Raw genomic sequence first — 24,973 nt, 5'->3', positions numbered from 1 at the left:
CGGGTCAGCTGCCGCGCTTGCGCAGCCCGAACCAGGTCAACGCCAGACCGACGACCGCCGTGATCGGACCGATGACGGCCCACGTCAGGTCGCCGCTCATGACGCTGCCGCCCAGGACGTCCAGTCCCTGCAACGTCCACACGAGGCCGGACAGCACCAACAGGACTCCGATACCAGCCCACACCCAACGCATGACCGACACGCTACGCGCCCGGACCCCGTCGTGGCGTCAACCGAACGGCGCCCGATGATCGCCACGGTTGCGGCGGTCGGGGCCGGTGTCGTACGGTCTCGGCACGCCACGCGAGCCGAAAGGAGGTCAGAACACCATGTCCACTGTTCTGCGCCCCTTCCGCGGCCCGGCGTACGCGCGGATTTGACCGGGGCGTACGCCCGGAAGGATCCCCCTATGGCCGATCTGGTCATCCGCCCGCTCGTCGCGGGCGAGGAGCACGTCTTCGACTCGATGCCCGACCCGCTGCCCGAACTGCGACAGGTCAGCTATGCCGACGGCCTGGCCGGTGGCGGCTACCGCCCTGAGCACACCTGGGTGGCCCTGCTCGACGGCCGCGTGGTCGCCCGCGCCGCGTGGCTGCGGCCGCCGGGATCGGTCGGCCGCCCGTGGCTGGAGCGCTTCGACCTCATTGCCGAGCCCTCCGTGGGCGCGGCGCTGCTGGCCGCCGCGCACCGTTCGCTCGGCGGTCCCACCGGCTACTACGCCTCGATGCCCGCGTCCTGGCGGCAGCATCCGCACCAGCGCGCCGCGGTGGCGCCGCCGATGGCCGCGGCGCGCCTGGCCGGTCTGACCGAACGCGGCGAACGGCTGCGTATGACCTGGTCCGGCGGCGCCGTCGCGACCCGGTCCGGCGGCTCCGTCCCGACCCGAACTGGTCGGTACGCGTTTCGCCCCGCCGCCGATGCGGCGGAGATAGCGGCGTTGGCCGCCCGCGTCACCGCTCCCGACGTGCTGACCGGCGCGGAGGTGGCGCGCCTGGTACGCGGCGTGGACCTGGCCCGTGACCCGCTGAAATGGCTCTCCGGCCCGCCCGGGGACTGGCGCGTCGCCCTGGCCGGGGGCGAACCGGTCGGCCTGACCGGACCGGCCGGGGACGCCTGCTACCCGATGATCGCCTACCTGGGCCTGCTCGACGAGGCCACCGCCGACCCCGCGGTACGCGGCGAGATGCTCACCGACGCGGTCGCGGTGCTGGTCGCCGGGGGTGCGCTGGAGATCGTCGCGGACGTCGACGCCGACCGCCCGGATGCCCGAGCGGACCTGGAACGTGCCGGATTCACCCCGGTCCGCGCCCGAGTCCACTTCGCACCCGCCTGAGAACAGACCCGCCGCGCCCGGGTCGCGTGGCTCGCGTCCGGCTCGCGTCGGGCTCGCGCCCGGGTTGCGTCCGGCTGGGCGTCCGGTCCGGGTCGGGCTCGCGACGGGCCGCGCCACGTGGGGGCGGTTTCGGGGAGATGTCCGGGATGGTGCGTTTGGTGGCACCTGTTCGCGGGGCGCGCGTGTGTCGAAACGGTCACATTCCTGCGTGCGGTTTATTTCCGGCGCCAACCGTCGCACCAGCCTCGATGGTCGTCCCCGGGGGTGCCGGAGCACTCTGCGGGGTTGTCCGCACGGTGACGGGCCGTTACGTTGGTTCAGGTCTTGACAGAGCACGCAAGGTGAACCGGCACATAGGATCACCGCGACGCTACGGAGAGTGCATCTTGCAGTACCGGCCCGCGCTGTCGAAAGAGAGCGACCGATACCGGGGACGTCGACGCGTCGACACCCCGCCACGGCACCGGTACGTCGCCGTGCTCGCCACCGCCGTTGCCGGAGCCGGGGTCGTCGCCCTGGGCGCCGGAGCCACCGTGGACGACGGCAAGACCGACCCGTACGCCGTCGAGATCTCCGCATACTCGACGGGCGGGGCCGACCGCGGTGCCGCCGTGGAGCGGGCCAGCCGGTCCGACACCCGCGAGGCGCTCACCACCACCGACGACCGCGACCCGAACGCCTGGGTGCTGCCGTTGCACGACTTCAAGCTGAGCTCGCGCTTCACGTCCGACTGGAGCAAGTCGCACCACGGCGTCGACCTGGTCGGCCCGGCCGAGGGCACCGCTATCGGCGCGGTCCACCGCGGCACCGTCGTGCAGGCGGGCTGGAACGGTGCCTACGGCTACTCGGTCGTCGTCGACCACGGCGACGGCATCCGTACGCTGTACGGCCACGCGAGCAAGGTGCTGGTCAAGGTCGGTCAGCGGATCGAGGCGGGCGAGACCGTCGCACTGCTGGGCAACACCGGCCTGTCCTACGGCACCCACCTGCGCCTCGAGGTATACGTCGCCGGAGCCCCGCAGAACACGCTGGAGTGGCTGCGCCAGCACAAGGTCGACCTCGAGCTGGAGATCGAAGCCGTCCTCGGCAGCTGACCGCCCGGACCGCTCGCGGCGGCCCGGGTCCGCTCAACCGGCCGACCAGTCGGCCAGGACCTGTGCCGTGTGCGCGCCGGGTTCGGCGGGCGGACCGCTCAGCGTCGCGGGCGTACGCGAGAACCGGGGCGCGGGCGCGGGCTGCACCACCCCGTCTCGGTCCACATAGGTCTGCCGTGCCCGCAGCTGCGGATCGGCGGGCGCCTCGGCCCACGACAGCACCGGCGCCACGCACCCGTCGCCGTCGGCGAAGACCTCGGTCCACTCCTGCCGCGTACGCTGCGCGAACCGCTCGGCGATCGCGGCTCTCAGCCGCGGCCAGGTCGCCGGGTCGTACTGCGCCGCCGCCTCCTCGCCCAGACCCAGGCGCTGGGCGAAGACGGCGAAGAACTGCGGCTCCAGCGGGCCGACCGCCATGTGGCCGCCGTCGGCGGTGGCGTACACGTCGTAGAACGGGGCGCCGGAGTCGAGCAGGTTCACCCCGCGCTGGTCGCGCCACGCGCCACCCGCGCGCAGCCCCGCGACGAGGGTGGCCAGGTGGGACGCGCCGTCGACGATAGCCGCGTCGACGACCTGACCCCGGCCGCTGGCCTGGACCTCCCACAGCGCCGCGAGGATGCCCGTGGCCAGGTAGAGCGCACCGCCGCCGAAGTCGCCGACGAGGTTGAGCGGGATCTGCGGCGGTCCACCGGCCCGGCCCATCGCGTGCAGGACACCGGTCACGGCGAGGTAGGTCAGGTCGTGTCCGGCGGTGTGGGCTCGGGGGCCGTCCTGACCCCAGCCGGTCATCCGGCCGTACACCAGGCGCGGTTGGCGGGCCAGGCACGCGTCCGGGCCGAGGCCCAACCGCTCGGCGACGCCGGGCCGGTACCCCTCGATCAGCACGTCGGCCCGCTCCACCAGCCGCAGCGCGGTCTGCAGGTCGGCCGGATCCTTGAGGTCGAGGGCGATCGAGCGCTTGCCCCGGTTGAGCAGGTCGAAGCGTGGCTCGACGGCCATGGTGCCGCCGCCGGGCCGGTCCACGCGGACCACGTCGGCGCCCAGGTCGGCCAGGTGCATGGCGCAGAACGGGCCGGGTCCGAGCCCGGCCAGTTCCAGCACCCGCAGGCCGTGCAGCGGGCCGGTGGGCTGCGGTGCGGTGTGGTCGGTCATGACGCTCCCGGGGTCGGGTAGAGCCGGTCGATCTCGGCGGCGTACTTGGCGGACACGGCCGAGCGGCGCAGCTTCAGGGTCGGGGTGAACTCGTCGCCGCCGGGCTCCCACGGTCCGGGCAGGATCGCGAACTTCTTGATCTGCTCGACGCGGGACAGCGTACTGTTCGCCGCCGCGACGCCGTCGGCGACGAGCGGGTGCGGGTCGGCGCCGGGCTCGCGCCGGTGCAGCGCCGCCAGCGCGTCGGCGTCCAGCACGATCAACGCGACGTTGTACGGCCGCCCGTCGCCGACCACGGCCACCGTGCCGACGAGCGGGCACGCCGACAGCAGCGCGCTCTCGATCGCGACTGGGGACATGTTCTTGCCCGCCGCGTTGATGATCAGTTCCTTCTTCCGCCCGACGATGCTGACGTACCCGTCGGCGTCCACGGTCGCCACGTCGCCGGTGCGCAGCCAGTCGCCGTCGAACAGCTCCCCGGTCCGCACCGGGTCGCCGCGGTAGCCGCGGGTGACGATCGCGCCGCGTACCAGCAGCTCCCCGTCGTCGGCAAGGCGCAGCTCGACCCCGGGCAGGGCCCGCCCGACCGTGCCGGGGCGGATCGCCGCAGGCGGGTTGAGCGTGGCCACGCCGCAGGTCTCGGTCATGCCCCACACGTCGCAGACCGTGATGCCCAGCTCCAGGAAGTAGGTCAGCACCGCCGGAGGCAGCGGCGCGGCCCCCGACATGACCCAGCGAGCCCGGTCCAGGCCGAGCTGGGCGCGTACCTTCGCCAACAAGACCCGGTCGGCCAGCCGGTATGCCACGCCCCGGCGTCCGTCGCGGGCGGTCCGCATCGCCGCCCGCAGCGCCCAGCGGCGCGGTGTCGGGGCGGTCGCCAGCGCGTCCTCGATCCGGCCCCGCATCTTCTCCAGCACCCGTGGCACGGCCGCCCAGAACGTCGGCCGCACCTGCTGCAGCGCCTCGCCCAGCCGGGCCAGGTCGGACAGGCACACGATCTGCAGGCCGTACACGATCGGGATGTAGTGGCCGGCCAGCCGGTCGGCGATGTGCGCGGCGGGCAGGTACGACAAGCCGACGTCGTCCGGCCGCAGGTCGACGACCTGAGTCAGTCCGTCGATCTCGGCGAGCAGGTTGGCGTGCGTCAGTTCGACACCCTTGGGCAGCCCGGTGGTGCCCGAGGTGTAGATGATCGTCAGCAGGTCGTCGGGGCCGACGGCGGCCCACGCCACGGCGAAGTCGAAGTCGGCCTGGGTCGCCGCCTTCAGCTCGCCCAGGGTGATCGCGCCCGGCGCCGGACCGTCCACGCAGATCACCGCATCCAGGGCGACGCCACTGGCGAGGATGCGAGGCAGGTACTGCCGCTCGGTGACGGCCAGGCGGGCGCCGCAGTCGCGCAGCACGTGGGCCAGCTGCTCGGGCGACGAGGTGTTGTACACCGACACCGGCACCGCGCCGAGATGCACGGCGGCCAGGTCGAGCAGGTGGAACTCGGGGCGGTTGCCGAGCATCAGCGCGATCGTGCCGCCCCGGCTCAGCCCGACCCCGGCCAGGCCCGCGGCGAGCGCCGCGACCTCTGCCGCGTACTCCGACCAGGTCAGCGCGCCGCCGTGGACGTGGTCACGCAGGGCGACCGCCTCCGGCGTGCGGGCGGCGGTCTGTTGGAACACGGCGCACAGGCTCGCCGGTGTGCTCATAAGCCTCTCCAAGGGACGGTCCGGCCGGGGGAGCGAGCGGTGGCTCCCCCGGCCGGAGCGGGTCACGAACCGCTGAGCGTCTGCGTCACGCCGGTGGCGATCAGCGAGTCGTAGTAGCCGCCGCCGGGGTAGTAGCCGCCGGTCACCGTGCCGCTCAGGGCGTCGGTGGCCCAGGCCACGGCCAGGGTCTGCAGTGCCGCGATGTTCTTCTGCTGCGGCGTGCCGGAGGTGAGCGTGCACACCCCGTCGGTGCTGGCGCCCTCGGCGTCGCAGTGGCAGCCTGTGGTCAGGCGAACCCCCAGGAACGGCCGGTGCAGGTCGGTGGTGAGCTCGACGGTGCCGTTGGCGTCACTGTTGGCCGTGTACGGCGGGGACGAGATCGCGTAGACCGGGGTGCCGGTCGGAGCGATCCCCTTGAGGCCGGTGGCCATGTTGGACCCGATGAACGACTTCACCGGGTCGAGCAACTGCACCAGCGCCACCCGCGCGTACTGGCTCGGGTAGGTGCTGCGCAGCCGGTTGGCGACGTACGCGGCGACCTCGCCACCGGCCGAGTGGCCCGCGATGACGTACTTCGTGGGCAGGCCGGTGCTCGGCCGTCCGGCCTTGGCCAGGGCGTCGGCGTAGCTGCGCGCCAGCGCGCCCGAGCCGCTGTTCGCGGTGCCCAGCAGGGCAGCCACGTTGTTGAGGAACGGCGAGTTGTTGCCGAGGTTGCTGACCGTACAGCCGAAGATGTCAGCCGAGGGCAGCGTCGGGGCGACCACGACGAACCCGGCCGCGGCGTAGTGCTCGGCGAGGTCGGCCATGTTGCCGTTGGAGCGGGAGAAGCCATGCTGCAGGTAGACCAGGCCCTTGGGGCTGGTCGTGGCGGGCAGGAACCAGTCGGAGGACTGGTGGTAGGTGAACGCCGCGCAGGACACGTCGACGGTGTTGCTGACCTGCGTCCAGGTGACCGCCGCGGTGGCGGGCTGGGCGGGCAGGGCGGTGGCGACCGCTGCGAGCAGGGCGGACAGGCTGATCAGGCGCCGTAGGGACATCGTGCACGTACCGCCTTTCGTGTATCGCTGGATGGAACGATGTTTCCTCCGAAGGGATTTAGCGCTTCTTGTTGGCAGACTGTCAAGAGGCGTAGAGTGCCGTCATCAGGTCGGCCCGGCGATGGGAGGCGTCGATGGCGTATCCGCCGCAACCCTGGTCGCTGCGCGGCCAGCTGTACGTCTCCGTCTGGGCGGTGCCGGTCGCCGACCTGCCGCCGATCCCGCCCGAGGTCACGGCGGCCGTCCGCCTGGTCCGCCTCGGACGGTATGCGCTGGTCGGCACCGCCTGGGTCGACTACCAGCCCGGCGGCGACATGGCCTACCGGGAACTGCTGGGCGCGGTGCTGATGCGAGCCGGGTTTTCGCGGCCCCGCGTGACGATCACCCACATCTGGGTGGACAGCGTCGACTCCCGCGACGGCGGCCGGGAACTGTGGGGCATCCCCAAAGATCTGGCCGACTTCGAGCTGTCCGACACGGACGCCGCCGCCGTCACCGCCGGTCAGCCGATCGCCACGGCGACCATCCGCCGCTCCCGCCTCGCGCTGCGCCTGCCCATCGGTTTCCGGGTCACCCAGGCCCTCAACGGCCGCGCCCTGACCACCCCGGTACGCGCTCGTGCCCGCTGCGGCCCCGCCCGCCTGAATTGGCAGATCGCGTCCGACGGCCCGCTCGGCTTCCTCTCCGGTCGGCGTCCCCTCCTGTCACTCGCGGCCGCCGATTTCGACATGCGCTTCGGCACCGCCGCCCCACCACCGCCCTGACGGCAACCCGCGCCCATTCCGCCTGCCCACGCCCGCCCGGAAAGCGACCGGGGGCAGTGATCTTCGGCTGGGGGGTGGGCCGCTGCCGCCCGGAGAGTGACCGGAGACGGCGATCTTCGGCGGGCGCGGGCTGCTTCCCGCCCGGAAAGCGACCGGAGGCGGCGATCTTCGCAGCGAACCGACTCCTCCGGGCGCACCTTTCGACCGCAGGTGAAGATCTTGAGCCTTGTGGAGCCTCTAGATCGGTATTGGCGGTCAGAATGCCAGGTCTACGACCGCCTTTTGACCGCGCACAGCGATCATGGTCGGGTCAAGTTGCCGCTGGCCGCTGGCCGCTGGCCGCTGGCCGCTGGCCGCTGGCCGCTGGCCGCTGCCCGCTGGCCGCTGAGCCGCTGGCCGCTGGCCAGCGGCCGGTCAGGTCGGGGTGGGGCCTGTGGTGGCGGGGGGGGGGGGGCCGGGGTGGGGGAGGTGTAGTCGGTGGGGTGGAAATGGCGGGTGCGGGCGCGGTACTCGCCGGCCATGCCGGGCCAGTTGGTGACGATCCGGCCGCTGCCGGTGCGGTACCAGCTGTCGCAACCGGACCACACGCTGCCGGACAGCCGCCGCTGCATCTCCGCGTCGAAGTCGGCCGCGACCTCGGCACGCACCTCCAGCGGCCCGGACGCGCGCACCGCCGCCACGGCCTGGGCGATGTAGTGGGCCTGCGCCTCGTGGAAGTACACGACCGAGGTGTTGCCGGTGTTGGTGTTGGGGCCGTACATCAGGAACAGGTTGGGGAAGCCGGGGACGGCGATGCCCAGGTGGGCGTGGGCGCCGTCGCGCCACTGGTCGGATAGGAGCAGCCCGTCGCGGCCGAGCACGCGCAGCGAGGTGAGGAACTCGGTGGCAGCGAAGCCGGTGCCGTAGACGAGCAGGTCGCAGGGGTGTTCGGTGCCGTCGGTGGTGCGTACGCCGGTCGGGGTGAGCCGTTCGACGTCGGCGGTGACCAGGTGCACGTCAGGGCGGCGCAGCGTACGGAACCAGTTCCCGGTGAACAGCACCCGCTTGCAGCCCATCGCGTAGTCCGGCGTGACCTGCGCGCGCAACCCGCGTGCCTGCGCGAACCGCTGCGCCCGCGACAGCGTCCCGACCGCGAGCCGGGCCAGCGGATTGCCGGTGACGGCCTTGCCGGTGACCACGGTCAACAGCCAGGTTCCCGCCCGCGCGGCGCGCATCAGGATCGGCAGCCGCCGGTTCAGCGCCCGGCGCACCCGGCCGTAGCGGCGGTCGGGCTTGGGCAACGTCCAGGGCGGCGTGCGCTGGAAGACGGTCACGCTCGCGGCCGCGTCGGCGATCGCCGGTACGAGCTGGATCGCGCTGGCCCCGGTGCCGATGACCCCGACCCGGCGTCCGGCGACCGCGACGGTCTCGTCCCAGCGGGCGGTGTGCACCGCCTGGCCGGTGAAGTCGGCCGCCCCGTCGAGCCTCGGGATGACCGGCTGGGACAGCTGGCCCAGGGCCGGGACGAGGACGTCGAACTCCTCGACCTCGCCATCGGTGCCGGTGAGGCGCCAGCGGGTGCCGGTCCACCGGGCCTCGGCGATGGCGTGGCCGAGCCGTAGGTGCGGGGTCAATCCGAGGTCGGCGACGCAGCGGCGCAGGTAGGCGAGGATCTCGCCGTGCGGCGGGAAGCGCCGGGTCCAGTCCGGATTGAGCGCGAACGAGTACGAGTACAGCGGCGCCGGGATGTCGCAGGCGCAGCCCGGGTAGGTGTTGTCGCGCCACACCCCGCCGACGTCGTCGGCCCGTTCGAAGATGGTCAGCTCCGTGAAACCGGCCTGGCGCAGCAGGTGCGCCGCGGCGATGCCGCCGAACCCGGCCCCGATGATGGCAACCCGTGTCACGGCCGGAACGTAACAGCTTGTTGGCCGACTGCCAATAGGCGTTGCGGCCGGTCTACTTCGGATCGAGGGTCGGGAAGACCCGCTCCACCAGCGTGATCAGCGTCGTGGCCAGCAGCAGGTGCGCCTGCTCGCGGTCCAGCGCGTCGCGCTCCAGCCACTCCCGGGCGGTCGCCTTGGCCAGCCCGCAGTACGCCCGGACCATCGCCCGCAGCTCGTCGCGGTGCCGGGACGCCTGCGCCAGCCCGACCGCGACCAGGATGCTGTCGGCGGCGATCTCGTCGGCCTCGGCCAGCACCCGCTCCACGTCGGGGTCGCGGCCCACGCCGCCCCCGTCGACGGCGGCCAGCCAGGACCGGCTGTGTCGGGACACCACGTCCAGGAACCAGGCCACGCTCGCGTCGACGCGGGTGGCCAAATCGCCCTGCGGCAGCTGCTCGACCGCGACCGCCGGGATCGTCACCAGCACCCGCACCGACTCCAGGAACAGGCCCTTCTTGGTGCCGAAATAGTGGTTGATCAGACCTCGGGCGACGCCCGCGGCGTTGGCGATGTCGGTGGTGCTGACCTCGGCGTACGGCCGCTCGCCGAACAGCCGCACCGCGCACGCCAGAATCTGCTCGCGGCGGGCGTCGGGCTCCAGCCGACGGCCGCGCGGCATCACGTCACTGGTCATCGAAGGCGTTCCGGCGGGCACAGTCAGCCATTATCACCCAGTGCACCGTCACCCAGTGCACCGTCACCCAGTGCACCGTCACCCACTGCACCTTCACCCAGCGCACCCTCACCCGGCAGTGCTGTCACCCGGCAGCCGCAGCTCACCGGGCGCCCCCGCGGGCACCACCGGCGCGACCGGCGGCACCGCCCGCACCGGCCGGTACGCGGCGCCCAGCTCGGGCCGCGCGTCGGCGTCGCCCTTGTTGGGCCACATCGCCAGTGCCCGCTCGGCCAGCGCGCAGACGGTCAGCGACGGGTTGACCCCGAGGTTGGCCGCGACCACCGCGCCGTCGACCACGTGCAGGCCCGGGTGGCCGAAGACGCGGTGGTACGCGTCGACGACCCCGCTCGTCGCGTCCGCGCCGATGGGGGCCCCGCCCAGGAAGTGGCCGGTGACCGGCCGTCCCACCAGCTCGGTGACCGAGCCGATCGGCACGCCGTCGATCTTCTCGGCGACCCGCCGGGTCACCTCGTGCGCGACCGGGATGTACAGCGGGGCGGGTTCGCCGATCCCCGGGCGGCTGGTCAGGCGCTGGCCGCCGAGGGGACCGCGCCTGCCGCGTACCGTGATGGAATTGTCCTTGGGCTGCATCGCCAGCAGCACGATCGTCTGCTGCGACCAGCGGCGCGGCCACAACAGCCGGGGCCAGTCCCGCCAGCTCGCCAGGGTCTTGCCCAGCCCGGCCAGCCAGCGCGGCATCCGGCCGGTGTCGTCGACCAGCACGGCCGCCATCAGGCCGAGCAGGTTGCTGCCCGGCCCGTAGCGGACCGGCTCGATGTGGGTGTCGGCGTCCGGGTGGAACGACGAGGTGATCGCCACGCCGTGGCTGAAGTCGCGGTCGTCGCGGCGGGTGCGCGGGCCGAGGATCGACTCGGAGTTGGTGCGACTCAGCTCGCCGAGCCGGTCGGACAGGTGCGGCAGGGTGCCGCCGCGCTTCATGTGGTGCAGCAGCCGCTGCGTGCCCAACGCCCCGGCCGCCACGATCACCTGCTGCGCGGTGAACGTCCGGGACCGTCTGCGCAGCTTGCCGCCGGTGTGCACGGTGCGCACCGCGTACCCGCCGGCGGGCCGGGGGGCGACCGACACCGCCGTGGTCAGCGGGTGCACCACCGCCCCGGCCCGCTCGGCCAGGTGCAGGTAGTTCTTGACGGTGGTGTTCTTCGCGCCGACCCGGCACCCGGTCATGCACGCCCCGCAGAACGTGCAGGTGGTCCGCTGCGGCCCGGCGCCGCCGAAGTACGGGTCTGCCACCGGCCGCCCAGGCTCCGGTCCGAACAGGACCCCGACCGGCGTCGGCCGGAACGTGTGGCCGACCCCCATGTCCCGCGCGACCTCGCGCAGCACCTCGTCCGACGCGGTGTGCACCGGATTGGTCGCCACTCCGAGCATGCGGGTGGCCTGGTCGTAGTACGGCGCGAGCTCGCGCTTCCAGTCGGTGATGTCGGCCCACTGCGGATCGGCGAAGAACACGTCCGGCGGCTGGTAGAGGGTGTTGGCGTAGCCGAGTGACCCGCCGCCGACGCCCGCGCCGGTCATCACCAGCACGTCCGGCAGCACCGTCATCCGCAGGATGCCGTAGCAGCCCAGGGCCGGAGCGAACAGGTAGTCGCGCAGCCGCCACGAGGTCTTGGCGAAGTCGGCGTCGGCGAACCGGCGTCCGGTCTCCAGCACGCCGACGCGGTAGCCCTTCTCGGTCAGCCGCAGCGCGCTGACGCTGCCGCCGAAGCCGGAGCCGATGACGAGCACGTCGTAGTCGAGGTTGGGGTCCAGCGAGGACATGCCGAAACCGTGCCCTGTTGTTGTCGGCCTGTCAACAACTACCGTGGGGTCATGCTCTCGCATCACCGGGGCGGCTCCGGGGAGCTGCTCGTCCTGATCCACGGCATCGGCGGCACCTGGCGGTTGTGGCGGCCCGTCCTGCCCGCGCTGGAGTCCCGCTTCGAGGTCCTCGCCGTCGACCTGCCCGGGTTCGGCGACTCGCCGGTCGCGCCGCGTGCCGACGTGGCGGCCTTCGCCGACGCGGTGGCGGATCGGGCGGGGCGACCGTGTCACGTCGTCGGCAGTTCGCTGGGTGGCGGCGTCGCGCTGGAGCTGGGCCGACGCGGCATCGCCCGGTCGGTGACCGCGTTCGCCCCGATCGGCTTCTGGGGGCCGCTGGGACGCCGCTGGTGCCAGGCCTCGGTCACCCTCGGCCGGGGTGCCGCGCGCGGGCTTGGACCGTCGCTGCCCCGGCTCGCGGCCACCGGGGTCGGCCGGTCTGTCCTGTTCGGCCTGTTCTACGGGCGGCCGGGCCGGGTCGACCCGGAGACCGGGCTGGCCGACGCCCGTGCGCTGGCGGCCGCGCCCGGGTTCGCGGCGGCGCGGGCGGCGTTCGCCGGGCACCGGTTCACCGATCCTGGTGCGCTGTCGCGGATTCCGGTGACGGTCGCGTGGGGCAGCCGCGACCTGGTCCTGCCCGTACGTCAGGCGCGGCGTGCGGCCGAACTACTGCCGTCCGCGCGGCATGTGCGCCTGCCCGGCTGCGGCCACCTACCGTTCGGAGACGATCCTGACGCCTGTGTCCGGCTGATCACCCAGACCACTATTGACAATCTGCCAACAACTGGAAAAGCTGGCTGAGACGTTGGGAGGTCCCATGCCCGCCACAATTCCCGGGCTCGACGGCTACCGGTCCCGGTGGCGCAGCGCCGATCACGACGCGCTCGCCGAGACGGTCGCCACGTTCTTCAGCCGGGAGGTGACGCCCCGCGAACAGGAGTTCGCCGCACAGGGCCACACCGACCGGGAGCTCTACCGCCGCGCTGGCGCCCTCGGCCTGCTCGGCCTGTCCGTGCCCGAGCAGTACGGCGGAGGCGGCGGCGACTTCAGCCACGAGACCGTCCTGATCGAGCAGCAGACGTACTCCGGGGACGTGAGCCTCGGGCTGGCCGTGCACAGCGGCATCGTCACCGGCTACCTGGCCGCGTACGGCACCGACGAGCAGAAACGCGCCTACCTGCCGGGGCTGTGCAGCGGCGAGCTGGTCGGGGCGATCGCGATGACCGAGCCGTCGGGCGGGTCGGACCTGCAGTCGATGCGCACCTGGGCCAAGCCCGACGGCGACGACCTGGTGATCAACGGCGCCAAGACGTTCATCACCAACGGGCAGTTGGCCGACCTGCTGCTGCTGGCCGTCAAGACCGACCGTGACCAGGGCGCCTCCGGCATCTCGCTGGTCGTCTGCGACCTGCGCGACGATCCGCCCGGCTGCCGGCGCGGCCGCACCCTGCACAAGATCGGTTTGCAGGCCAACGACACCGCCGAGCTGTTCTTCGACGACTACCGCGTGCCCGCCGGTGCCATCCTCGGCGGCCTGCCCGGCCTCGGCTTCGTCCAGATGATGCAGCAGCTGCCGCAGGAGCGGCTGGTCATCGCCGTCGGCGCGGTCGCGGCGATGGAGCGGGCGCTGGAGCTGACCGTCGCCTACACCAAGGAGCGCACCGCCTTCGGCAAGACGATCTACGCCCAGCAGAACACCCGGTTCACCCTGGCCGAGTGTGCCGCCCTGGTCCGGACCGGACGGACGTTCCTGGACGACTGCGTGCAGCGCCACCTCGACGGCGGCCTCGATCTGCCCACCGCCGCGATGGCCAAGTTCCACCTGACCGAGTCGCAGTGCAGTGTCATCGACCGCTGCCTGCAGTTGTTCGGCGGCTACGGATACATGACCGAGTACCCGATCGCCCGTATGTACGCCGACGCCCGCGCGCAGAAGATCTACGGCGGCACGAACGAGATCATGAAGGAGCTGCTGGCCCGTGCCCTCTGAAGCGTTCATCTACGACGCCGTCCGCACCCCGCGCGGTCGCGGCCGGGCCACCGGCGCGCTGCACGGCGTCAAGCCGATCACGCTGGTCACCGGCCTGATCGACGCGCTGCGCGAGCGCAACCCCGGCCTCGACCCGGCCCGGATCGAGGACCTGCTGCTCGGCATCGTCACCCCGGTCGGCGAGCAGGGCGGGGTGCTGCCCAAGGCGGCGGCCCTGGCGGCCGGGCTGCCCGACCATGTCGGCGGCGTGCAACTGGACCGGTTCTGCGCCTCCGGGTTGGAGGCGGTCAACATCGCCGCGCAGAAGATCCGTTCCGGATGGGAGCACCTGCTCGTCGCGGGCGGGGTCGAGTCGATGTCGCGGGTGCCGATGGGCTCCGACGGCGGCGCCTGGGCGATGGACCCCGAGACCGCGCTGACCACCTCGTTCATCCCGCAGGGCATCAGCGCGGACCTGATCGCGACGGTCGAGGGCTTCAGCCGCGCCGACGTCGACTCGTACGCGCTGACCTCCCAGCGGCGGGCCGCGCACGCCCAGGCCGAGGGCTGGTTCGACCGGTCGGTCGTGCCCGTGCGCGACCGCAACGGCGTCATGATCCTGGAACGCGACGAGCACCCGCGTCCGGGCACCACCCTGGACGGGCTGGGCGCGTTGCCGCCCTCGTTCGCGGCGATCGGCGACGCGGGCGGGTTCGACGCGGTCGCGCTGCGCAAATACCACTGGCTCGAAGGGATCGAGCACGTGCACACGGCCGGAAACTCCTCCGGCATCGTCGACGGCGCCGCGCTGGTGCTCATCGGGTCCGAGCAGGTCGGGCGAGAGTTGGGGCTGACCCCGCGGGCCCGGATCGCCGCCGTCGGCGTCAGCGGCGCCGACCCGACGCTGATGCTCACCGGGCCCGCCCCGGCCAGCCGCAAGGCGCTGGCCGCCGCCGGGCTGACCGCCGACGACATCGACCTGTGGGAGATGAACGAGGCGTTCTCCGCCGCCGTACTGCGCTACCGCAAGGACCTCGACCTCGACCCGGAGCGGCTCAACGTCAACGGCGGGGCCATCGCGCTGGGGCATCCGCTGGGCGCGACCGGGGCGATGCTGGTCGGCACGGTGCTGGACGAACTGGAGCGGCGCGACGCGCGCCGGGGACTGATCACCCTGTGCATCGGCGGCGGCATGGGCGTCGCCACCATCATCGAGCGCCGCTGAGGGGCGAGGCTGTGATCTCGTACGAACTGGACGCCGACGGCGTCGTCACGCTGACCATGGACGACCCCGAGCAGTCCGCCAACACCATGAACGACCGGTACGTCACCGCGATGGGCGCCGCGCTCGACCGCCTCGAAGCCGAGCGCGGCCGGATCACCGGCGTGATCGTGACCAGTGCGAAGTCCACCTTCTTCGCCGGTGGCGACCTCGACCTGATGGTCCGGGCCCGCCCCGAGGACGCGGCCGCGCTGACCGACCTGGTCAACCGGATCAAGCACGACCTGCGCCGCCTGGAGAAGCTGGGCCGTCCGGTCGTCGCGGCGGTCAACGGCTCAGCGCTGGGCGGCGGCCTGGAGATCGCGTTGGCCTGCCACCACCGCGTCGTGCTCGACGCGAAAGGCTGCCGTCTGGGCTTTCCCGAGGTCACCCTCGGGTTGCTGCCCGGCGCGGGCGGCGTCACCCGGACCGTACGCATGCTGGGCCTGGCCCCGGCGCTGATGAACGTGCTGCTCACCGGTCGCCAGTTCCGCCCCGCCGACGCGCAGGAGGCCGGGCTCGCCGACGAGGTCGTGCCGACCCCGGAGCAGATGTTCGCGGCGGCGCGAGCCTGGATCGCGGCCAACCCCGACGCGACTCAGCCCTGGGACCGCAAGGGCTTCCGCATCCCCGGCGGCGGCCCGAACGACCCCAAGGTCGCCGCCCAGCTACCCGCGTACGCGGCGAACCTGCGCAAGCAGCTCAAGGGGGCGAGCCTGCCCGCGCCCGAGGCGATCCTGGCCACGGCGGTCGAGGGCGCCCTCGTCGACGTGGACACCGCGACGCTGATCGAGACGCGATACCTGGTGAGCCTGCTGACCGGGCAGATCGCCAAGAACATGATCGGGGCGCTGTTCTTCGACCTGAAGGCGGTCAACTCCGGTGCCAACCGGCCGCAGCTGCCGCCGACCGCGGCCGCCCGGGTGGCCGTGCTCGGGGCGGGCATGATGGGCGCGGGTATCGCCTACGTCTGCGCCAAGGCCGGGCTCGACGTCGTGCTCAGGGACATGACCCTGGAAGCGGCTGCCAAGGGGCGTGCCTACAGCGAGAAGTTGGTGGCCGGGCAGGTGGCCAAGGGACGGCTGAGCGCCGAGCGGGCGGCCGCGCTGCTGGACCGGATCACGCCGACCGCGGACATGGCCGACCTGGCCGGCTGCGACGTGGTCATCGAGGCCGTCTTCGAGGACCTGGACCTCAAGCACAAGGTGCTGGCCGAGGTCGGCGCGGTCGTGGGAGACGGCGCGCTGCTGGCCTCGAACACCTCCACGCTGCCCATCACCCAGATCGCCAAGCCGCTGGACCGGCCCGGCGACGTCGTCGGCATGCACTTCTTCTCGCCGGTGGACAAGATGCCGCTGCTGGAGATCGTGGTCGGCGCGCAGACCAGCGACGCCGCCATCGCCCGCGCGTTCGACCTGGGACGCCTGATCGGCAAGACGCCGATCGTGGTCAACGACAGCCGGGGCTTCTTCACCAGCCGAGTCATCGGCACGTTCATCGAGGAGGCGATCACCATGGTCGCCGAGGGCGTGCCGCCCGCCTCGATCGAGCACGCGGCGCTGCAGGCGGGCTACCCGACCGGGCCACTGGCGCTGGCCGACGAGGTGACCCTGACACTGATGCAGCGCATCCGCCGCTCGGCACAGGCCGCCGGGCAGGCACGCGCCGACGTGCCGGCGCACGGGCTGATCGACGCCCTGGTCGACACGCACCGGCGTCCGGGCCGCTCCGGCGGCGCCGGGTTCTACGAGTACGCCGGTGGTCGCCGGAGCGGGCTGTGGTCGGGGTTGTCGGCGTACGCCACCGAGGCGGGGCGGGCGGTGCCGCTGACGGACATCAAGGACCGGATGCTGTTCGTCGAGGCGATCGAGTCGCGCCGGTGCCTCGACGAGGGGGTGCTGCGGTCCGAGGCCGACGGCAACATCGGCTCGATCCTCGGCATCGGCTATCCGGCGTGGACCGGCGGCGTGCTGCGCTTCATCGCTCAGCACGCGGACTTCGCCGGGCGCGCGTGCGAACTGGCCCAACGTTACGGCGAGCGCTTCCGCCCCTGATCCGTGCCGCCCGTGGCGGCGGCCAGCAGCGCCCGGGCGGTCCGGTGGACCGTCCGGGTCGCCTGCGTGCGGTCGTACCCGGCGATGTCGGTCAGCCAGATCAGCGACTCGATGCCGATGGCCGACCGGATCGCCACCGCCAGCTCGTTGATGTCCACCTGCGGATGCGTCTGCGCCAGCGGCCGCAGCGCGTCCTCGACCCAGGCGACGGCGCGCCCCTGCCGCAGGGTGGGCGGTGCCGTGCCGGGTTCCAACGCCAGTCGCAGCGCCGCCCGCAGCTGATGCTGCCAGGTGAAGTTGTAGTCGCAGAACGCCTCGACGAACGCGTCCAGCCGCGCGGGCAGCGCGCCGGGTGCGTCCGGGCCGAGCAGGGTGGCCGGTGCGATGTCGGGGTGGGCGGCCTGCAGCAGCGCGCGCTGGTTGCCGAAGTAGCGGTAGGCGGTGGTCCGGGAGATTCCCGCCGCCTCGGCCGCGTCCTCCACCTGCGGCGTCTGCCCGTCGGCCAGCAGCCGCCGGGCCGCCTCGATCAGCGCCTGCCGGGTACGCGCCTTCTGGTTGGTACGACCGGTCGCCTCATATGGCATCGACATCTCCATCATGGTACCGTAGTCCCATAAACAGATTCGCTCATCGCATGGCCTTTCAGGAGCTGATGCGCCAATGAGTCACGACGATCCGGCCGTCACCGACCCGGAGTTCTACACCGTCATCTTCGAGAACGACCGCGTGCGCGTGCTGGAGTACCGGGACCGCCCCGGCGACAGAACCCATCCGCACCGCCATCCGGACAGCGTGATGTACACCCTCAGCGGGTTCCGACGCAGGGTCTCCTCCGGCGACCGCGAGGTCGAAGTGGACCTCGCCGCCGGGCAGGTGCGCTGGCTGGCCGCCCAGGAGCACGTCGGCGAGAACATCGGCGCCACCGTCACCCACACCATCCTCGTCGAGCTCAAGGAGCCGGGCCCGGCACCGGCACCCACCGGAGTGCTCGGCCCGACACCGTGACGTCGCGGCTCATCGGTCCAGGCGGCGGATCACCCGGGCCGGGTTGCCCACGGCGACCACGTCGGGTGGGACGTCGCGGGTGACCACGGCGCCCGCCCCGATGACGCTGTTCTCGCCGACGGTGACTCCAGGCAGGATGATCGCGCCGCCGCCCAGCCACACGTTGTCGCCGATGGTGATCGGCAGCGCCGCCTCCCACTTGTCGCGGCGCGGCCCCGGCTCCAGCGGGTGCGTCGGGGTCAGCAGCTGCACGTTCGGTCCGATCTGGACGTCGTCGCCGATGGTGATGGCGGCGACGTCCAGCGCGACCAGCCCGAAGTTGGCGAAGCAGCGCGCCCCGATCCGGATCTGGTGGCCGTAGTCGCAGTAGAACGGCGCGCGTATCTCGGTGCCCGCGCCGAGCGAGCCCAGCAGCTCCGACAGGATCTCGCGGCGGTGCGGGTCGGCCGGGTCGCACGCGTTGAACCGGGCGCACAGCCGCCGCGCCTGGTCGCTCTCGGCGGCCAGCACCGGGTCGCTGCCCTGGTACAGGTCACCGGCCAGCATGCGTTCGCGCTGGCTGCGGGCGTCGGCCGGATCGTGGTGGCTCATGGCTTCGCACCCTGCCACAGCGACGCCGTCGGGAACCGCAGCCCGCGCGGCGCGTCGGTGTCAGCGGGGTGGCGGTGTCAGCGGCGCGTCGGGACGTGTCAGCCCCGTGTCAGCGCGGCTCGACAGGATCTGCGCATGACTCGCGACGACACCTCCCGCATCGACGTCCTCATCGTCGGCTCCGGCCCGACCGGGCTCACCCTCGCGGTGGACCTAGCCCGGCGCGGCGTCTCGTTCCGCATCGTGGAGCGCGACGCCGTCGGCCGGGGCAACGGCGACCAGCCGCACCTGTCCGGCTCGCGCGGCAAGGGGCTGCAGCCGCGCACCCTGGAGGTCTTCGACGACCTCGGTGTCATCGACGAGATCCGGCGCACCGGCGCGCACTACCCGGTGATCCGGGTGTACGCGGGGCGGGTGCCGGTGTGGAAGGCGTCCATGCACAAGTGGCAGGAGCCGACCGACGCCGTGCCGTACCCGATGATCATGATGCAGCCGCAGTGGCGCACCGAGCAGATCCTGCGCGACCGCCTGGCCGAGCTGGGCGGCAAGGTCGAGACCGGCGTCGAGCTCGCGGAGTTCACCCAGGACGAGGACGCGGTCACCGCCGTGCTGCGCGACGCCGCCGGTGCCGTCGCGACGGTGCGGGCCCGCTACCTGGTCGGGGCGGACGGCGGCCGCAGCACCATCCGCAAGGCGCTCGGGATCGGGTTCGTCGGCGAGACCCGCGAGGAGGAGCGGATGATCATCGGCGACGTACGGGTCGAGGGGCTGGCCCGCGACGCCTGGCAGGTATGGATCAACCCGTGGCGGCGGCAGCTCAAGGTCGCCGTCTGCCCGCTGCCGCACACCGACACGTTCCAGCTCACCGCGCCGCTGGCGCCCGGGGTGGAGCCCGACCTGTCACTGGCGGCCTTTCAGCGGCTGTTCGCCGCGGACACGGGCCTGCGCGACGCCCGTGTCACCGCGCTGACCTGGGCGTCGGTCTACCGGGTCAACATCCGCATGGTCGACCGCTACCGCGTGGGCCGGGTGTTCCTGGCCGGAGACGCCGCCCACGTGCACTCGCCCGCGGGCGGCCAGGGTCTGAACACTGGCGTGCAGGACGCCTACAACCTGGGCTGGAAGCTCGGGGCGGTCCTGGGTGGGGCGCCGGAGTCGCTGCTGGACACCTACGAGCAGGAGCGGATGCCGGTCGCGGCGAGCATCCTCGGCCTGTCCACCCGCCTGCTCGACCAGGCGAACAAGGGCGCCCGCAAGGCGCTCAAGCGCGATGAGGAGACCGGCCAGTTGCTGCTCAACTACCGGGGCGGCCCGCTCGCGGTCGGCGAGCGCGGCGGCGAGCGGGCCCCTGACGGCCGCGCCCGCCTGGTCGACGGGACCCCGGTGCGGCTGTTCGACCTGTTCCGAGGGCCGCACTTCACCCTGCTGGCCACCCGCCCGGTGACCGCCCCCGAGGGCGTACGGGTGCACGTGGTGCGACCCGGCAGCCTCCGCGGCGGCTACGGCGGTCACGCGTTCCACCTGGTGCGCCCCGACGGCTACCTGGGCGTCACCACCGACTCGGAGGGGGACCTGGCCGACTACCTGGCCCGGGTGGCGCCCGGACGGTAGCGTGCGGCCACCTGCCCGGCACCCCCCAACCTGGAGCGTCGCGGCCGCGTGTGGATCAGTGGAGGTGGCGGGTGGACAGGTTCGACGGGTTCCAGGAGTTCGTGGTGGCACGGGGTGGGGCGCTGTCGCGTACGGCTTTCCTGTTGACGGGAGAGCACCACGCGGCGGAGGACCTGGTGCAGGCGGCGCTGGCCAAGGCGGCGGCGCGGTGGCGGCGCATCTGCGCGGGCGGTGAGCCGGAGGCGTACGTCCGGCGGATCATGGTCAACGAGCGGATCTCGTGGTGGCGGCGTCGCCCGGCCAGTCCGATCCCGGAGGTGCCCGACGTCGCGGTGCCGGGCCACGAGCAGCGGATCGTCGACCGGATCGCGCTCGGCCACGCCCTGGGCAGGCTGTCGCCGCGGCAGCGGGCGGCCGTGGTGCTGCGCTTCTACGAGGACCTGTCGGAGGCCGAGACCGCCTCGGTGATCGGCTGTTCGGTCGGAGCGGTCAAACGCAACACCCACGACGCCCTGGTACGCCTGCGCGAGGCGCTGCCCCTCTACGCCGAGCAGGCCGGCCAGTACGCCGACGGGCCGGCCGCCGTCGCCGCCGCCCGCCGTCGCAAGGTCGCCACGATCGCGGGCGCGGCCGCGCTCATCCTGGTGCCGCTGCTGGTGGCGGCGACCCTCCTGTGGGCCGGACTGCCCGGACGGCATCCGCTCCCGCCGTCGACCTCGCCCTCACCCTCGCCGACGCCGCTGCCACCGCTGCCGAGCCTGCCCACCGCGGTCCCGGACCGCAGGCTTCAGGCAGCACCGCTACCCGCCTACGAGGGCATCGGCCAGGTGCGGATGTCGGTGGGCAGCTATCTGGTGACCGAGGACGGCAGCTGGTGGAAGGTCCCGGGAGCGTCGCACGGCGGGTTCGACCTCTCGCCAGACGGCCGGTGGCTGGTGACCAGAACAGAGGTCGGGATCGTCCTGCGTGACCTGACCGGCACGGCGGAGCATCCGATCCTGGGGGCTTTCGCACAGATCCTGTGGTCACCGTCGGGTAACTGGATGTTCGCCGTCCCCCTTGCGGCCTCCTCGGCGGACGGCAAGCTGGTGTCCATGGGCGATCTGGGCGTCCGGGGCTTCGGTTACGAAGCGGTCGCCACCGCCGTGGCGGTGCTCGACAGCGGGGAACTGCTGCTCAGCTCGTACCACAAGGGCCAGCCCTCGACGCGGCTGACGCTGAAGGTGTTCACCCCGGCGACCGGCGCCGCCCGGGAGCTGCGGGTGGACGCCACCGCGCACCTGGGTGACCACGAGGATCTCGCCTTGGTGACCGACAACGACGACACGGGCTTCGTGCACCTGCTGACCTGGGGGCGGCGCGCGGTCCTCGCCCGGTCCGGCGGGATCGGCGCGGTCGTCTTCTTCCGGCGCCCCGCGGGCGAGAACCCGGACTGGTATGTCGGCACCGAGCAGGCCGGCGTGCTCGAGTTCTCGCTGGCGGACGGGCAGGTCCTGCGGCGGCTGGACCTACCCGGCGTCGCGGGGGCGGTCGCGAGTCCGATCTGCTACCGAGGTGACGAGCTGCTGTGGAACGACGGCGCGGCGATCAGGCGAACCCCGGCCGACTCGCTGCCCGGCACCGTGGTGCTCCGCCTGACCGACGGCTTCGACTACCGTCCGCCGGGCTGCGGCGCCATCTTCGGCATCCTCGGCTCCCGGCTGCCTAGTCGAGGGTGAGCAGGTTGCGGGCGCGGACCGCCTTCAGCGACAGGGTGCGGTAGCCGACCTCGTCGAACAGCACCGTGATCCGGTCGGGTTCGGTGCGCATGACGATGCCGGGGCCCCACTCGGCGTGCCGCACCGGCGCCTGCACCGCGAACTCGCCGTCGGTGCCCGCGTCGTCCTGCGCGGTCCCGGCGGCGCAGGTGTCGCAGTTGCCGCACAGGCCGGGCAGCTGCTCGCCGAAGTAGCCGAGCAGGAACTGGCGGCGGCAGTCGTCGGTCTCGGCGTACCCCCGCATCATCTCGACGCGGGTCAGCTCGATGGTCCGCTGCTGCTCGGCCTCCTGCGCGGCGGCCGCGACGGCCTGCTCCGGCGTGCCGCCGGACCAGCGCAGGCCCTCGGGGCCGGAGGTCAGCGCCTCGGCCTGCTGCAGCAGGTTGGCGGCGCGGGTGATCCGGGCCCGGGTGACGTCCAGTTCGGCGACGAGGTCGTCGATGTCCACCGGCCTGTCCGCGGCCCGCAGCGCGGTGGCGACCAAGGTCAGCAGCTCCTCGTCGACGGTGCCGGAGGAGAAGAAGCGCGGCAGGCGCAGGTCCTCGGGGCGGAAGTAGAGCACGGCCGTGGCCGGGTCGCCGTCGCGGCCCGCGCGGCCGATCTGCTGGTAGTACGAGTCCAGCGACTCGGCGGGCGCGGCGTGCACGACGAACCGTACCCCCGGCTTGTCGATGCCCATGCCGAATGCGGAGGTGGCGACCACGATGACCCGGTCGGAGGCGAGGAACGCGTCGTGCACCCGCGCCCGCTCCGGGGCCGACAGCCCGGCGTGGTAGGCGTACGCCTCCTCACCGGCCTCGGTCAGCGCCTGCGCGTACTCCTCGGTCTCGGCGCGGGTCTGCACGTAGAGCAGGCCGGGCGGGTCCAGGGCGATGATCCGGTCGACGAGCTCGCGGCGCTTCTCCCGCTCGGTGATCTCGCGGGAGACCTCCAACCGGATGTTGGGTCGGTCGAAGCCCTTCACCAGCTCCAGCGCGTCGCGCATGCCCAGCCGCTCGACGATGTCGGCGCGCACCGGCGGCGACGCGGTCGCGGTCAGCGCGAGCACGGTCGGGTGCCCGAGCCGGGCCACGACCTCGCCCAGCCGCAGGTAGTCGGGCCGGAAGTCGTGCCCCCAGGACGAGACGCAGTGCGCCTCGTCCACCACGAACAGCGACGGCTTCGCCTCGGCCAGCTCGGCCACCACCTCGTCCTTGGCCAACTGCTCGGGTGCCAGGAACAGGAACTCGGCCGTGCCCGCCCGCAGCGCCGCGAACGCGGCCGCGTTCGCGCTGTCCGAGCGGGAAGAGTTGACCACGTGCGCGTCGGCGGCGCCGTGCTCCAGCAGGCGCTGCACCTGGTCGCGCTGCAGGGCGATGAGCGGCGACACCACGATGGTCGGGCCGCCGACCAACATCGCGGGCACCTGGTAGATCGCCGACTTGCCCGAGCCGGTGGGGGAGACCACGAGCGTGTCGCGCTCGGCCATGACCTGCGCCATCGCCTCTTCCTGCGCGGGCCGCAGCGACGGCCAGCCGAACACCCGCCGCGCCACCTCCCGCAGCCGGTCGAGGTCCTCGGTGGGCGTGGGCGTAGGTTCGCTGCGCATCACGGCAGTGTGCCACGCGCCCGTGCGGCCGGTACGGACCGGTGCGCACCGACGCGGGCGGGGAACCTCACCACGACATGGCAGCATGGTCACGGTGGACAGGCACCGATATGGACGGATGGGTGAGGCATCGGATGGCGGGGCTCTACGCGATCAGCGACCTGCACGTGGCGTATCCGCAGAACCGGGAGTACGCCCTGTCGCTGCGGCCCGACGACCCGGGCGACTGGCTCATCGTCGCCGGTGACGTCGCCGAGAACGTCGCCGACGTGGCCACGGTGCTGGAGACGCTCGCCTCCCGCTGGGCCAAGGTGATCTGGTCGCCGGGCAACCACGAGCTGTGGACCTCGCCGCACGACCCGGTGCAGGTGCGCGGGACCGACCGCTACGACCTGCTGGTCAAGGTGTGCCGCGAGCTGGACGTGGCCACCCCGGAGGACCCGTTCCCGGTGTGGTCCGGCCCCGGCGGCCCGGTCACGGTCGCGCCGCTGTTCCTGCTGTACGACTACACGTTCCGCCCCGCCGGGGCGAAGAACAAGGAGGAGGGCCTGGCCCAGGCGTACGCCGAGGGCATCGTCTGCTCGGACGAGTACGTGCTGCACCCCGACCCGTATCCGAGCCGGGAGGCGTGGTGCCGGGCGCGGGTGGAGCACACCCAGCGGCGGCTGGCCGAACGGGACGAGACCCTGCCGACGGTGCTGGTCAACCACTGGCCGCTGACCCGTACGCCCACGCTGGTGCTGCGCTACCCGGTGTTCGCGCAGTGGTGCGGCACCGAGTTGTCGGCCGACTGGCACGTGCGCTACCGGGCCGCCGCCGTGGTCTACGGCCACCTGCACATCCCGCGCACCACCTGGGAGGACGGGGTGCGGTTCGAGGAGGTGTCGGTGGGCTACCCACGCGAGTGGGGCCACCGGGGCCCGACGCCGCCCAAGCCCCGGCTGATCCTGCCGGTGGCGGCATGATCGAGCAGGTGCTGCCGCCCGGCGTACGCGTCGCCGAGTTGTTCGCCGATCCCGAGCACACCCCCGACGCGCTGTTCCCGCAGGAGGCGACGCACATCGCCAAGGCGGTCGACAAGCGGCGCCGCGAGTTCACCACGGTCCGGGTCTGCGCCCGTGCGGCGCTGGGCGAGCTCGGGGTCGCGCCGGTGCCGCTGCTGCCCGGCGTACGCGGTGCCCCGGGCTGGCCCGCCGGGATCGTCGGCAGCATGACGCACTGCGACGGCTATCGCGCCGCGGCGGTGGCTCGCGCGGCCGACCTCGCCTCGGTCGGCATCGACGCCGAACCGCACGCCACCCTGCCCGACGGCGTGCTCGGCATGATCACGTCGGAGTCCGAGCGGCGGCACCTGGACGGCCTGGCCCGCACCGCCCCGCACGTGCACTGGGACCGGCTGTTGTTCTGCGCCAAGGAGGCCGTCTACAAGGCGTGGTCGCCGCTGACCGGCGGCCGCTGGCTGGACTTCCTGGAGGCCGACGTGGCCGTCGACCCACTTGCGGGCACCTTCCGGGCCCGGCTGCTGGTGCCCGGGGACTGCCCCGACGGCCGGGTGCTGACCGGCTTCGACGGGCGTTGGCACGTCGCCGGCGGACTCGTGGTGGCGGGGATCACCGTGGCGGTCTGACCGACCGGACGCACGGC

At 72.9% G+C, this 24,973-nt stretch carries 21 protein-coding genes and 1 pseudogene; 12 read left to right on the top strand and 10 right to left on the bottom strand.

Annotated features, from left to right (window positions below; translation table 11 throughout):
• Positions 1-4: 4 nt before the first annotated feature.
• A complete protein-coding gene (locus KUA19_RS21220; RefSeq protein WP_217398148.1) occupies positions 5-193 on the bottom strand; it encodes a hypothetical protein in 189 nt (62 codons plus the stop codon).
• Positions 194-409: 216 nt separating this feature from the next.
• On the opposite strand from KUA19_RS21220, the gene KUA19_RS21215 reads away from it, so the two are divergent.
• Entirely contained in the window at positions 410-1,333 is a 924-nt protein-coding gene (locus tag KUA19_RS21215; protein WP_217398146.1) for an acetyltransferase, read from the top strand.
• Between the two features lie 386 nt (positions 1,334-1,719).
• The gene (locus KUA19_RS21210) at positions 1,720-2,427 is read left to right on the top strand and encodes a M23 family metallopeptidase (RefSeq protein WP_254549856.1); all 708 of its coding nucleotides are present in this window, start codon (positions 1,720-1,722) and stop codon (positions 2,425-2,427) included.
• A gap of 33 nt (positions 2,428-2,460) precedes the next feature.
• Here the strand turns inward: KUA19_RS21210 and KUA19_RS21205 are convergent, their stop codons facing one another.
• The 3 genes from KUA19_RS21205 to KUA19_RS21195 all read right to left on the bottom strand — a co-directional run bounded on the left by KUA19_RS21205 (position 2,461) and on the right by KUA19_RS21195 (position 6,313).
• The gene (locus tag KUA19_RS21205; protein ID WP_217398142.1) at positions 2,461-3,579 is read right to left on the bottom strand and encodes a CaiB/BaiF CoA transferase family protein; all 1,119 of its coding nucleotides are present in this window, start codon (positions 3,577-3,579) and stop codon (positions 2,461-2,463) included.
• Positions 3,576-5,276: an AMP-dependent synthetase/ligase gene (locus KUA19_RS21200; protein WP_217398140.1), complete on the bottom strand. Its 1,701-nt coding sequence runs from the start codon at positions 5,274-5,276 to the stop codon at positions 3,576-3,578. Before KUA19_RS21200 ends, KUA19_RS21205 begins: the two co-directional genes overlap by 4 nt.
• 62 nt (positions 5,277-5,338) lie before the next feature.
• Positions 5,339-6,313, bottom strand: a complete 975-nt coding sequence (locus KUA19_RS21195; RefSeq protein ID WP_217398138.1) for an alpha/beta hydrolase — start codon at positions 6,311-6,313, stop codon at positions 5,339-5,341.
• 134 nt (positions 6,314-6,447) lie between these two features.
• Between KUA19_RS21195 and KUA19_RS21190 the strand changes: the two genes are divergently transcribed.
• Complete coding sequence (locus tag KUA19_RS21190; protein WP_217398136.1) at positions 6,448-7,077, top strand: acetoacetate decarboxylase family protein; 630 nt, start codon at positions 6,448-6,450, stop codon at positions 7,075-7,077.
• A 299-nt stretch (positions 7,078-7,376) separates the two neighbouring features.
• Here KUA19_RS21190 and KUA19_RS21185 read toward each other — a convergent pair whose 3' ends face one another.
• The 3 genes from KUA19_RS21185 to KUA19_RS21175 all read right to left on the bottom strand — a co-directional run bounded on the left by KUA19_RS21185 (position 7,377) and on the right by KUA19_RS21175 (position 11,454).
• Positions 7,377-8,960, bottom strand: a complete 1,584-nt coding sequence (locus KUA19_RS21185) for a flavin-containing monooxygenase (RefSeq protein ID WP_217398134.1) — start codon at positions 8,958-8,960, stop codon at positions 7,377-7,379.
• Between the two features lie 52 nt (positions 8,961-9,012).
• A complete protein-coding gene (locus KUA19_RS21180; protein WP_217398132.1) occupies positions 9,013-9,633 on the bottom strand; it encodes a TetR/AcrR family transcriptional regulator in 621 nt (206 codons plus the stop codon).
• Positions 9,634-9,741: 108 nt separating this feature from the next.
• Positions 9,742-11,454 carry a GMC oxidoreductase gene (locus KUA19_RS21175; RefSeq protein ID WP_217398130.1) on the bottom strand — a complete coding sequence of 571 codons (1,713 nt, stop codon included), beginning with the start codon at positions 11,452-11,454 and terminating at the stop codon, positions 9,742-9,744.
• A 51-nt stretch (positions 11,455-11,505) separates the two neighbouring features.
• On the opposite strand from KUA19_RS21175, the gene KUA19_RS21170 reads away from it, so the two are divergent.
• Genes KUA19_RS21170 through KUA19_RS21155 form a run of 4 tightly spaced genes read left to right on the top strand, consistent with a single transcriptional unit; the run spans position 11,506 to position 16,777 of the window.
• Positions 11,506-12,294 carry an alpha/beta fold hydrolase gene (locus KUA19_RS21170; RefSeq protein WP_217398128.1) on the top strand — a complete coding sequence of 263 codons (789 nt, stop codon included), beginning with the start codon at positions 11,506-11,508 and terminating at the stop codon, positions 12,292-12,294.
• A 16-nt stretch (positions 12,295-12,310) separates the two neighbouring features.
• Entirely contained in the window at positions 12,311-13,483 is a 1,173-nt protein-coding gene (locus KUA19_RS21165) for an acyl-CoA dehydrogenase family protein (RefSeq protein WP_217398126.1), read from the top strand.
• Complete coding sequence (locus KUA19_RS21160; RefSeq protein WP_217398125.1) at positions 13,473-14,687, top strand: acetyl-CoA C-acetyltransferase; 1,215 nt, start codon at positions 13,473-13,475, stop codon at positions 14,685-14,687. Before KUA19_RS21165 ends, KUA19_RS21160 begins: the two co-directional genes overlap by 11 nt.
• A 56-nt stretch (positions 14,688-14,743) precedes the next feature.
• Positions 14,744-16,777, top strand: a complete 2,034-nt coding sequence (locus KUA19_RS21155; protein ID WP_254549891.1) for a 3-hydroxyacyl-CoA dehydrogenase NAD-binding domain-containing protein — start codon at positions 14,744-14,746, stop codon at positions 16,775-16,777.
• Here KUA19_RS21155 and KUA19_RS21150 read toward each other — a convergent pair.
• On the bottom strand, positions 16,753-17,367 hold the full coding sequence (locus KUA19_RS21150; protein WP_217398121.1) for a TetR/AcrR family transcriptional regulator: 615 nt from the start codon (positions 17,365-17,367) through the stop codon (positions 16,753-16,755). The genes KUA19_RS21155 and KUA19_RS21150 overlap by 25 nt on opposite strands.
• Before the next feature lie 70 nt (positions 17,368-17,437).
• Here KUA19_RS21150 and KUA19_RS21145 point away from each other — a divergent pair, with 70 nt between their 5' ends.
• Positions 17,438-17,782 (top strand): cupin domain-containing protein, encoded by a 345-nt coding sequence (locus KUA19_RS21145; protein ID WP_217398120.1) that lies wholly within the window; start codon positions 17,438-17,440, stop codon positions 17,780-17,782.
• 9 nt (positions 17,783-17,791) lie between these two features.
• Here KUA19_RS21145 and KUA19_RS21140 read toward each other — a convergent pair whose 3' ends face one another.
• Positions 17,792-18,373, bottom strand: a complete 582-nt coding sequence (locus KUA19_RS21140; RefSeq protein ID WP_254549855.1) for a sugar O-acetyltransferase — start codon at positions 18,371-18,373, stop codon at positions 17,792-17,794.
• A gap of 135 nt (positions 18,374-18,508) precedes the next feature.
• Between KUA19_RS21140 and KUA19_RS21135 the strand changes: the two genes are divergently transcribed.
• Together KUA19_RS21135 and KUA19_RS42930 are read left to right on the top strand one after the other, a co-directional pair.
• Positions 18,509-19,984 (top strand): FAD-dependent oxidoreductase, encoded by a 1,476-nt coding sequence (locus tag KUA19_RS21135; RefSeq protein ID WP_217398118.1) that lies wholly within the window; start codon positions 18,509-18,511, stop codon positions 19,982-19,984.
• A 71-nt stretch (positions 19,985-20,055) separates the two neighbouring features.
• A pseudogene (locus KUA19_RS42930) lies at positions 20,056-20,514 on the top strand (SigE family RNA polymerase sigma factor); the annotation flags it as partial.
• A 1,174-nt stretch (positions 20,515-21,688) separates the two neighbouring features.
• Here KUA19_RS42930 and KUA19_RS21125 read toward each other — a convergent pair.
• On the bottom strand, positions 21,689-23,329 hold the full coding sequence (locus KUA19_RS21125; protein WP_217398114.1) for a RecQ family ATP-dependent DNA helicase: 1,641 nt from the start codon (positions 23,327-23,329) through the stop codon (positions 21,689-21,691).
• 110 nt (positions 23,330-23,439) lie between these two features.
• On the opposite strand from KUA19_RS21125, the gene KUA19_RS21120 reads away from it, so the two are divergent.
• Both KUA19_RS21120 and KUA19_RS21115 read left to right on the top strand, forming a co-directional pair.
• Positions 23,440-24,294 (top strand): metallophosphoesterase family protein, encoded by an 855-nt coding sequence (locus KUA19_RS21120; protein WP_217398112.1) that lies wholly within the window; start codon positions 23,440-23,442, stop codon positions 24,292-24,294.
• Positions 24,291-24,956: a 4'-phosphopantetheinyl transferase family protein gene (locus KUA19_RS21115; protein ID WP_217398110.1), complete on the top strand. Its 666-nt coding sequence runs from the start codon at positions 24,291-24,293 to the stop codon at positions 24,954-24,956. The genes KUA19_RS21120 and KUA19_RS21115 overlap by 4 nt, the downstream gene beginning before the upstream one ends.
• Positions 24,957-24,973: the final 17 nt, after the last annotated feature.

Source organism: Catellatospora tritici (assembly GCF_019083965.1).
Taxonomy (GTDB): domain Bacteria; phylum Actinomycetota; class Actinomycetes; order Mycobacteriales; family Micromonosporaceae; genus Catellatospora; species Catellatospora tritici.
Note: the sequence above shows the minus strand (reverse complement) of the source record. Positions and strands in the feature narration are given on the sequence as shown.

Bases quoted from the DNA above. Each gene is read 5' to 3' on its own strand.
- KUA19_RS21220 (WP_217398148.1), bottom strand. From the start codon at position 193: ATGCGTTGGGTGTGGGCTGGTATCGGAGTCCTGTTGGTGCTGTCCGGC.
- KUA19_RS21215 (WP_217398146.1), top strand. From the start codon at position 410: ATGGCCGATCTGGTCATCCGCCCGCTCGTCGCGGGCGAGGAGCACGTC.
- KUA19_RS21205 (WP_217398142.1), bottom strand. From the start codon at position 3,579: ATGACCGACCACACCGCACCGCAGCCCACCGGCCCGCTGCACGGCCTG.
- KUA19_RS21200 (WP_217398140.1), bottom strand. From the start codon at position 5,276: ATGAGCACACCGGCGAGCCTGTGCGCCGTGTTCCAACAGACCGCCGCC.
- KUA19_RS21195 (WP_217398138.1), bottom strand. From the start codon at position 6,313: ATGTCCCTACGGCGCCTGATCAGCCTGTCCGCCCTGCTCGCAGCGGTC.
- KUA19_RS21190 (WP_217398136.1), top strand. From the start codon at position 6,448: ATGGCGTATCCGCCGCAACCCTGGTCGCTGCGCGGCCAGCTGTACGTC.
- KUA19_RS21180 (WP_217398132.1), bottom strand. From the start codon at position 9,633: ATGACCAGTGACGTGATGCCGCGCGGCCGTCGGCTGGAGCCCGACGCC.
- KUA19_RS21175 (WP_217398130.1), bottom strand. From the start codon at position 11,454: ATGTCCTCGCTGGACCCCAACCTCGACTACGACGTGCTCGTCATCGGC.
- KUA19_RS21170 (WP_217398128.1), top strand. From the start codon at position 11,506: ATGCTCTCGCATCACCGGGGCGGCTCCGGGGAGCTGCTCGTCCTGATC.
- KUA19_RS21165 (WP_217398126.1), top strand. From the start codon at position 12,311: ATGCCCGCCACAATTCCCGGGCTCGACGGCTACCGGTCCCGGTGGCGC.
- KUA19_RS21155 (WP_254549891.1), top strand. From the start codon at position 14,744: ATGGACGACCCCGAGCAGTCCGCCAACACCATGAACGACCGGTACGTC.
- KUA19_RS21150 (WP_217398121.1), bottom strand. From the start codon at position 17,367: ATGTCGATGCCATATGAGGCGACCGGTCGTACCAACCAGAAGGCGCGT.
- KUA19_RS21145 (WP_217398120.1), top strand. From the start codon at position 17,438: ATGAGTCACGACGATCCGGCCGTCACCGACCCGGAGTTCTACACCGTC.
- KUA19_RS21140 (WP_254549855.1), bottom strand. From the start codon at position 18,373: ATGAGCCACCACGATCCGGCCGACGCCCGCAGCCAGCGCGAACGCATG.
- KUA19_RS21135 (WP_217398118.1), top strand. From the start codon at position 18,509: ATGACTCGCGACGACACCTCCCGCATCGACGTCCTCATCGTCGGCTCC.
- KUA19_RS21125 (WP_217398114.1), bottom strand. From the start codon at position 23,329: ATGCGCAGCGAACCTACGCCCACGCCCACCGAGGACCTCGACCGGCTG.
- KUA19_RS21120 (WP_217398112.1), top strand. From the start codon at position 23,440: ATGGACGGATGGGTGAGGCATCGGATGGCGGGGCTCTACGCGATCAGC.
- KUA19_RS21115 (WP_217398110.1), top strand. From the start codon at position 24,291: ATGATCGAGCAGGTGCTGCCGCCCGGCGTACGCGTCGCCGAGTTGTTC.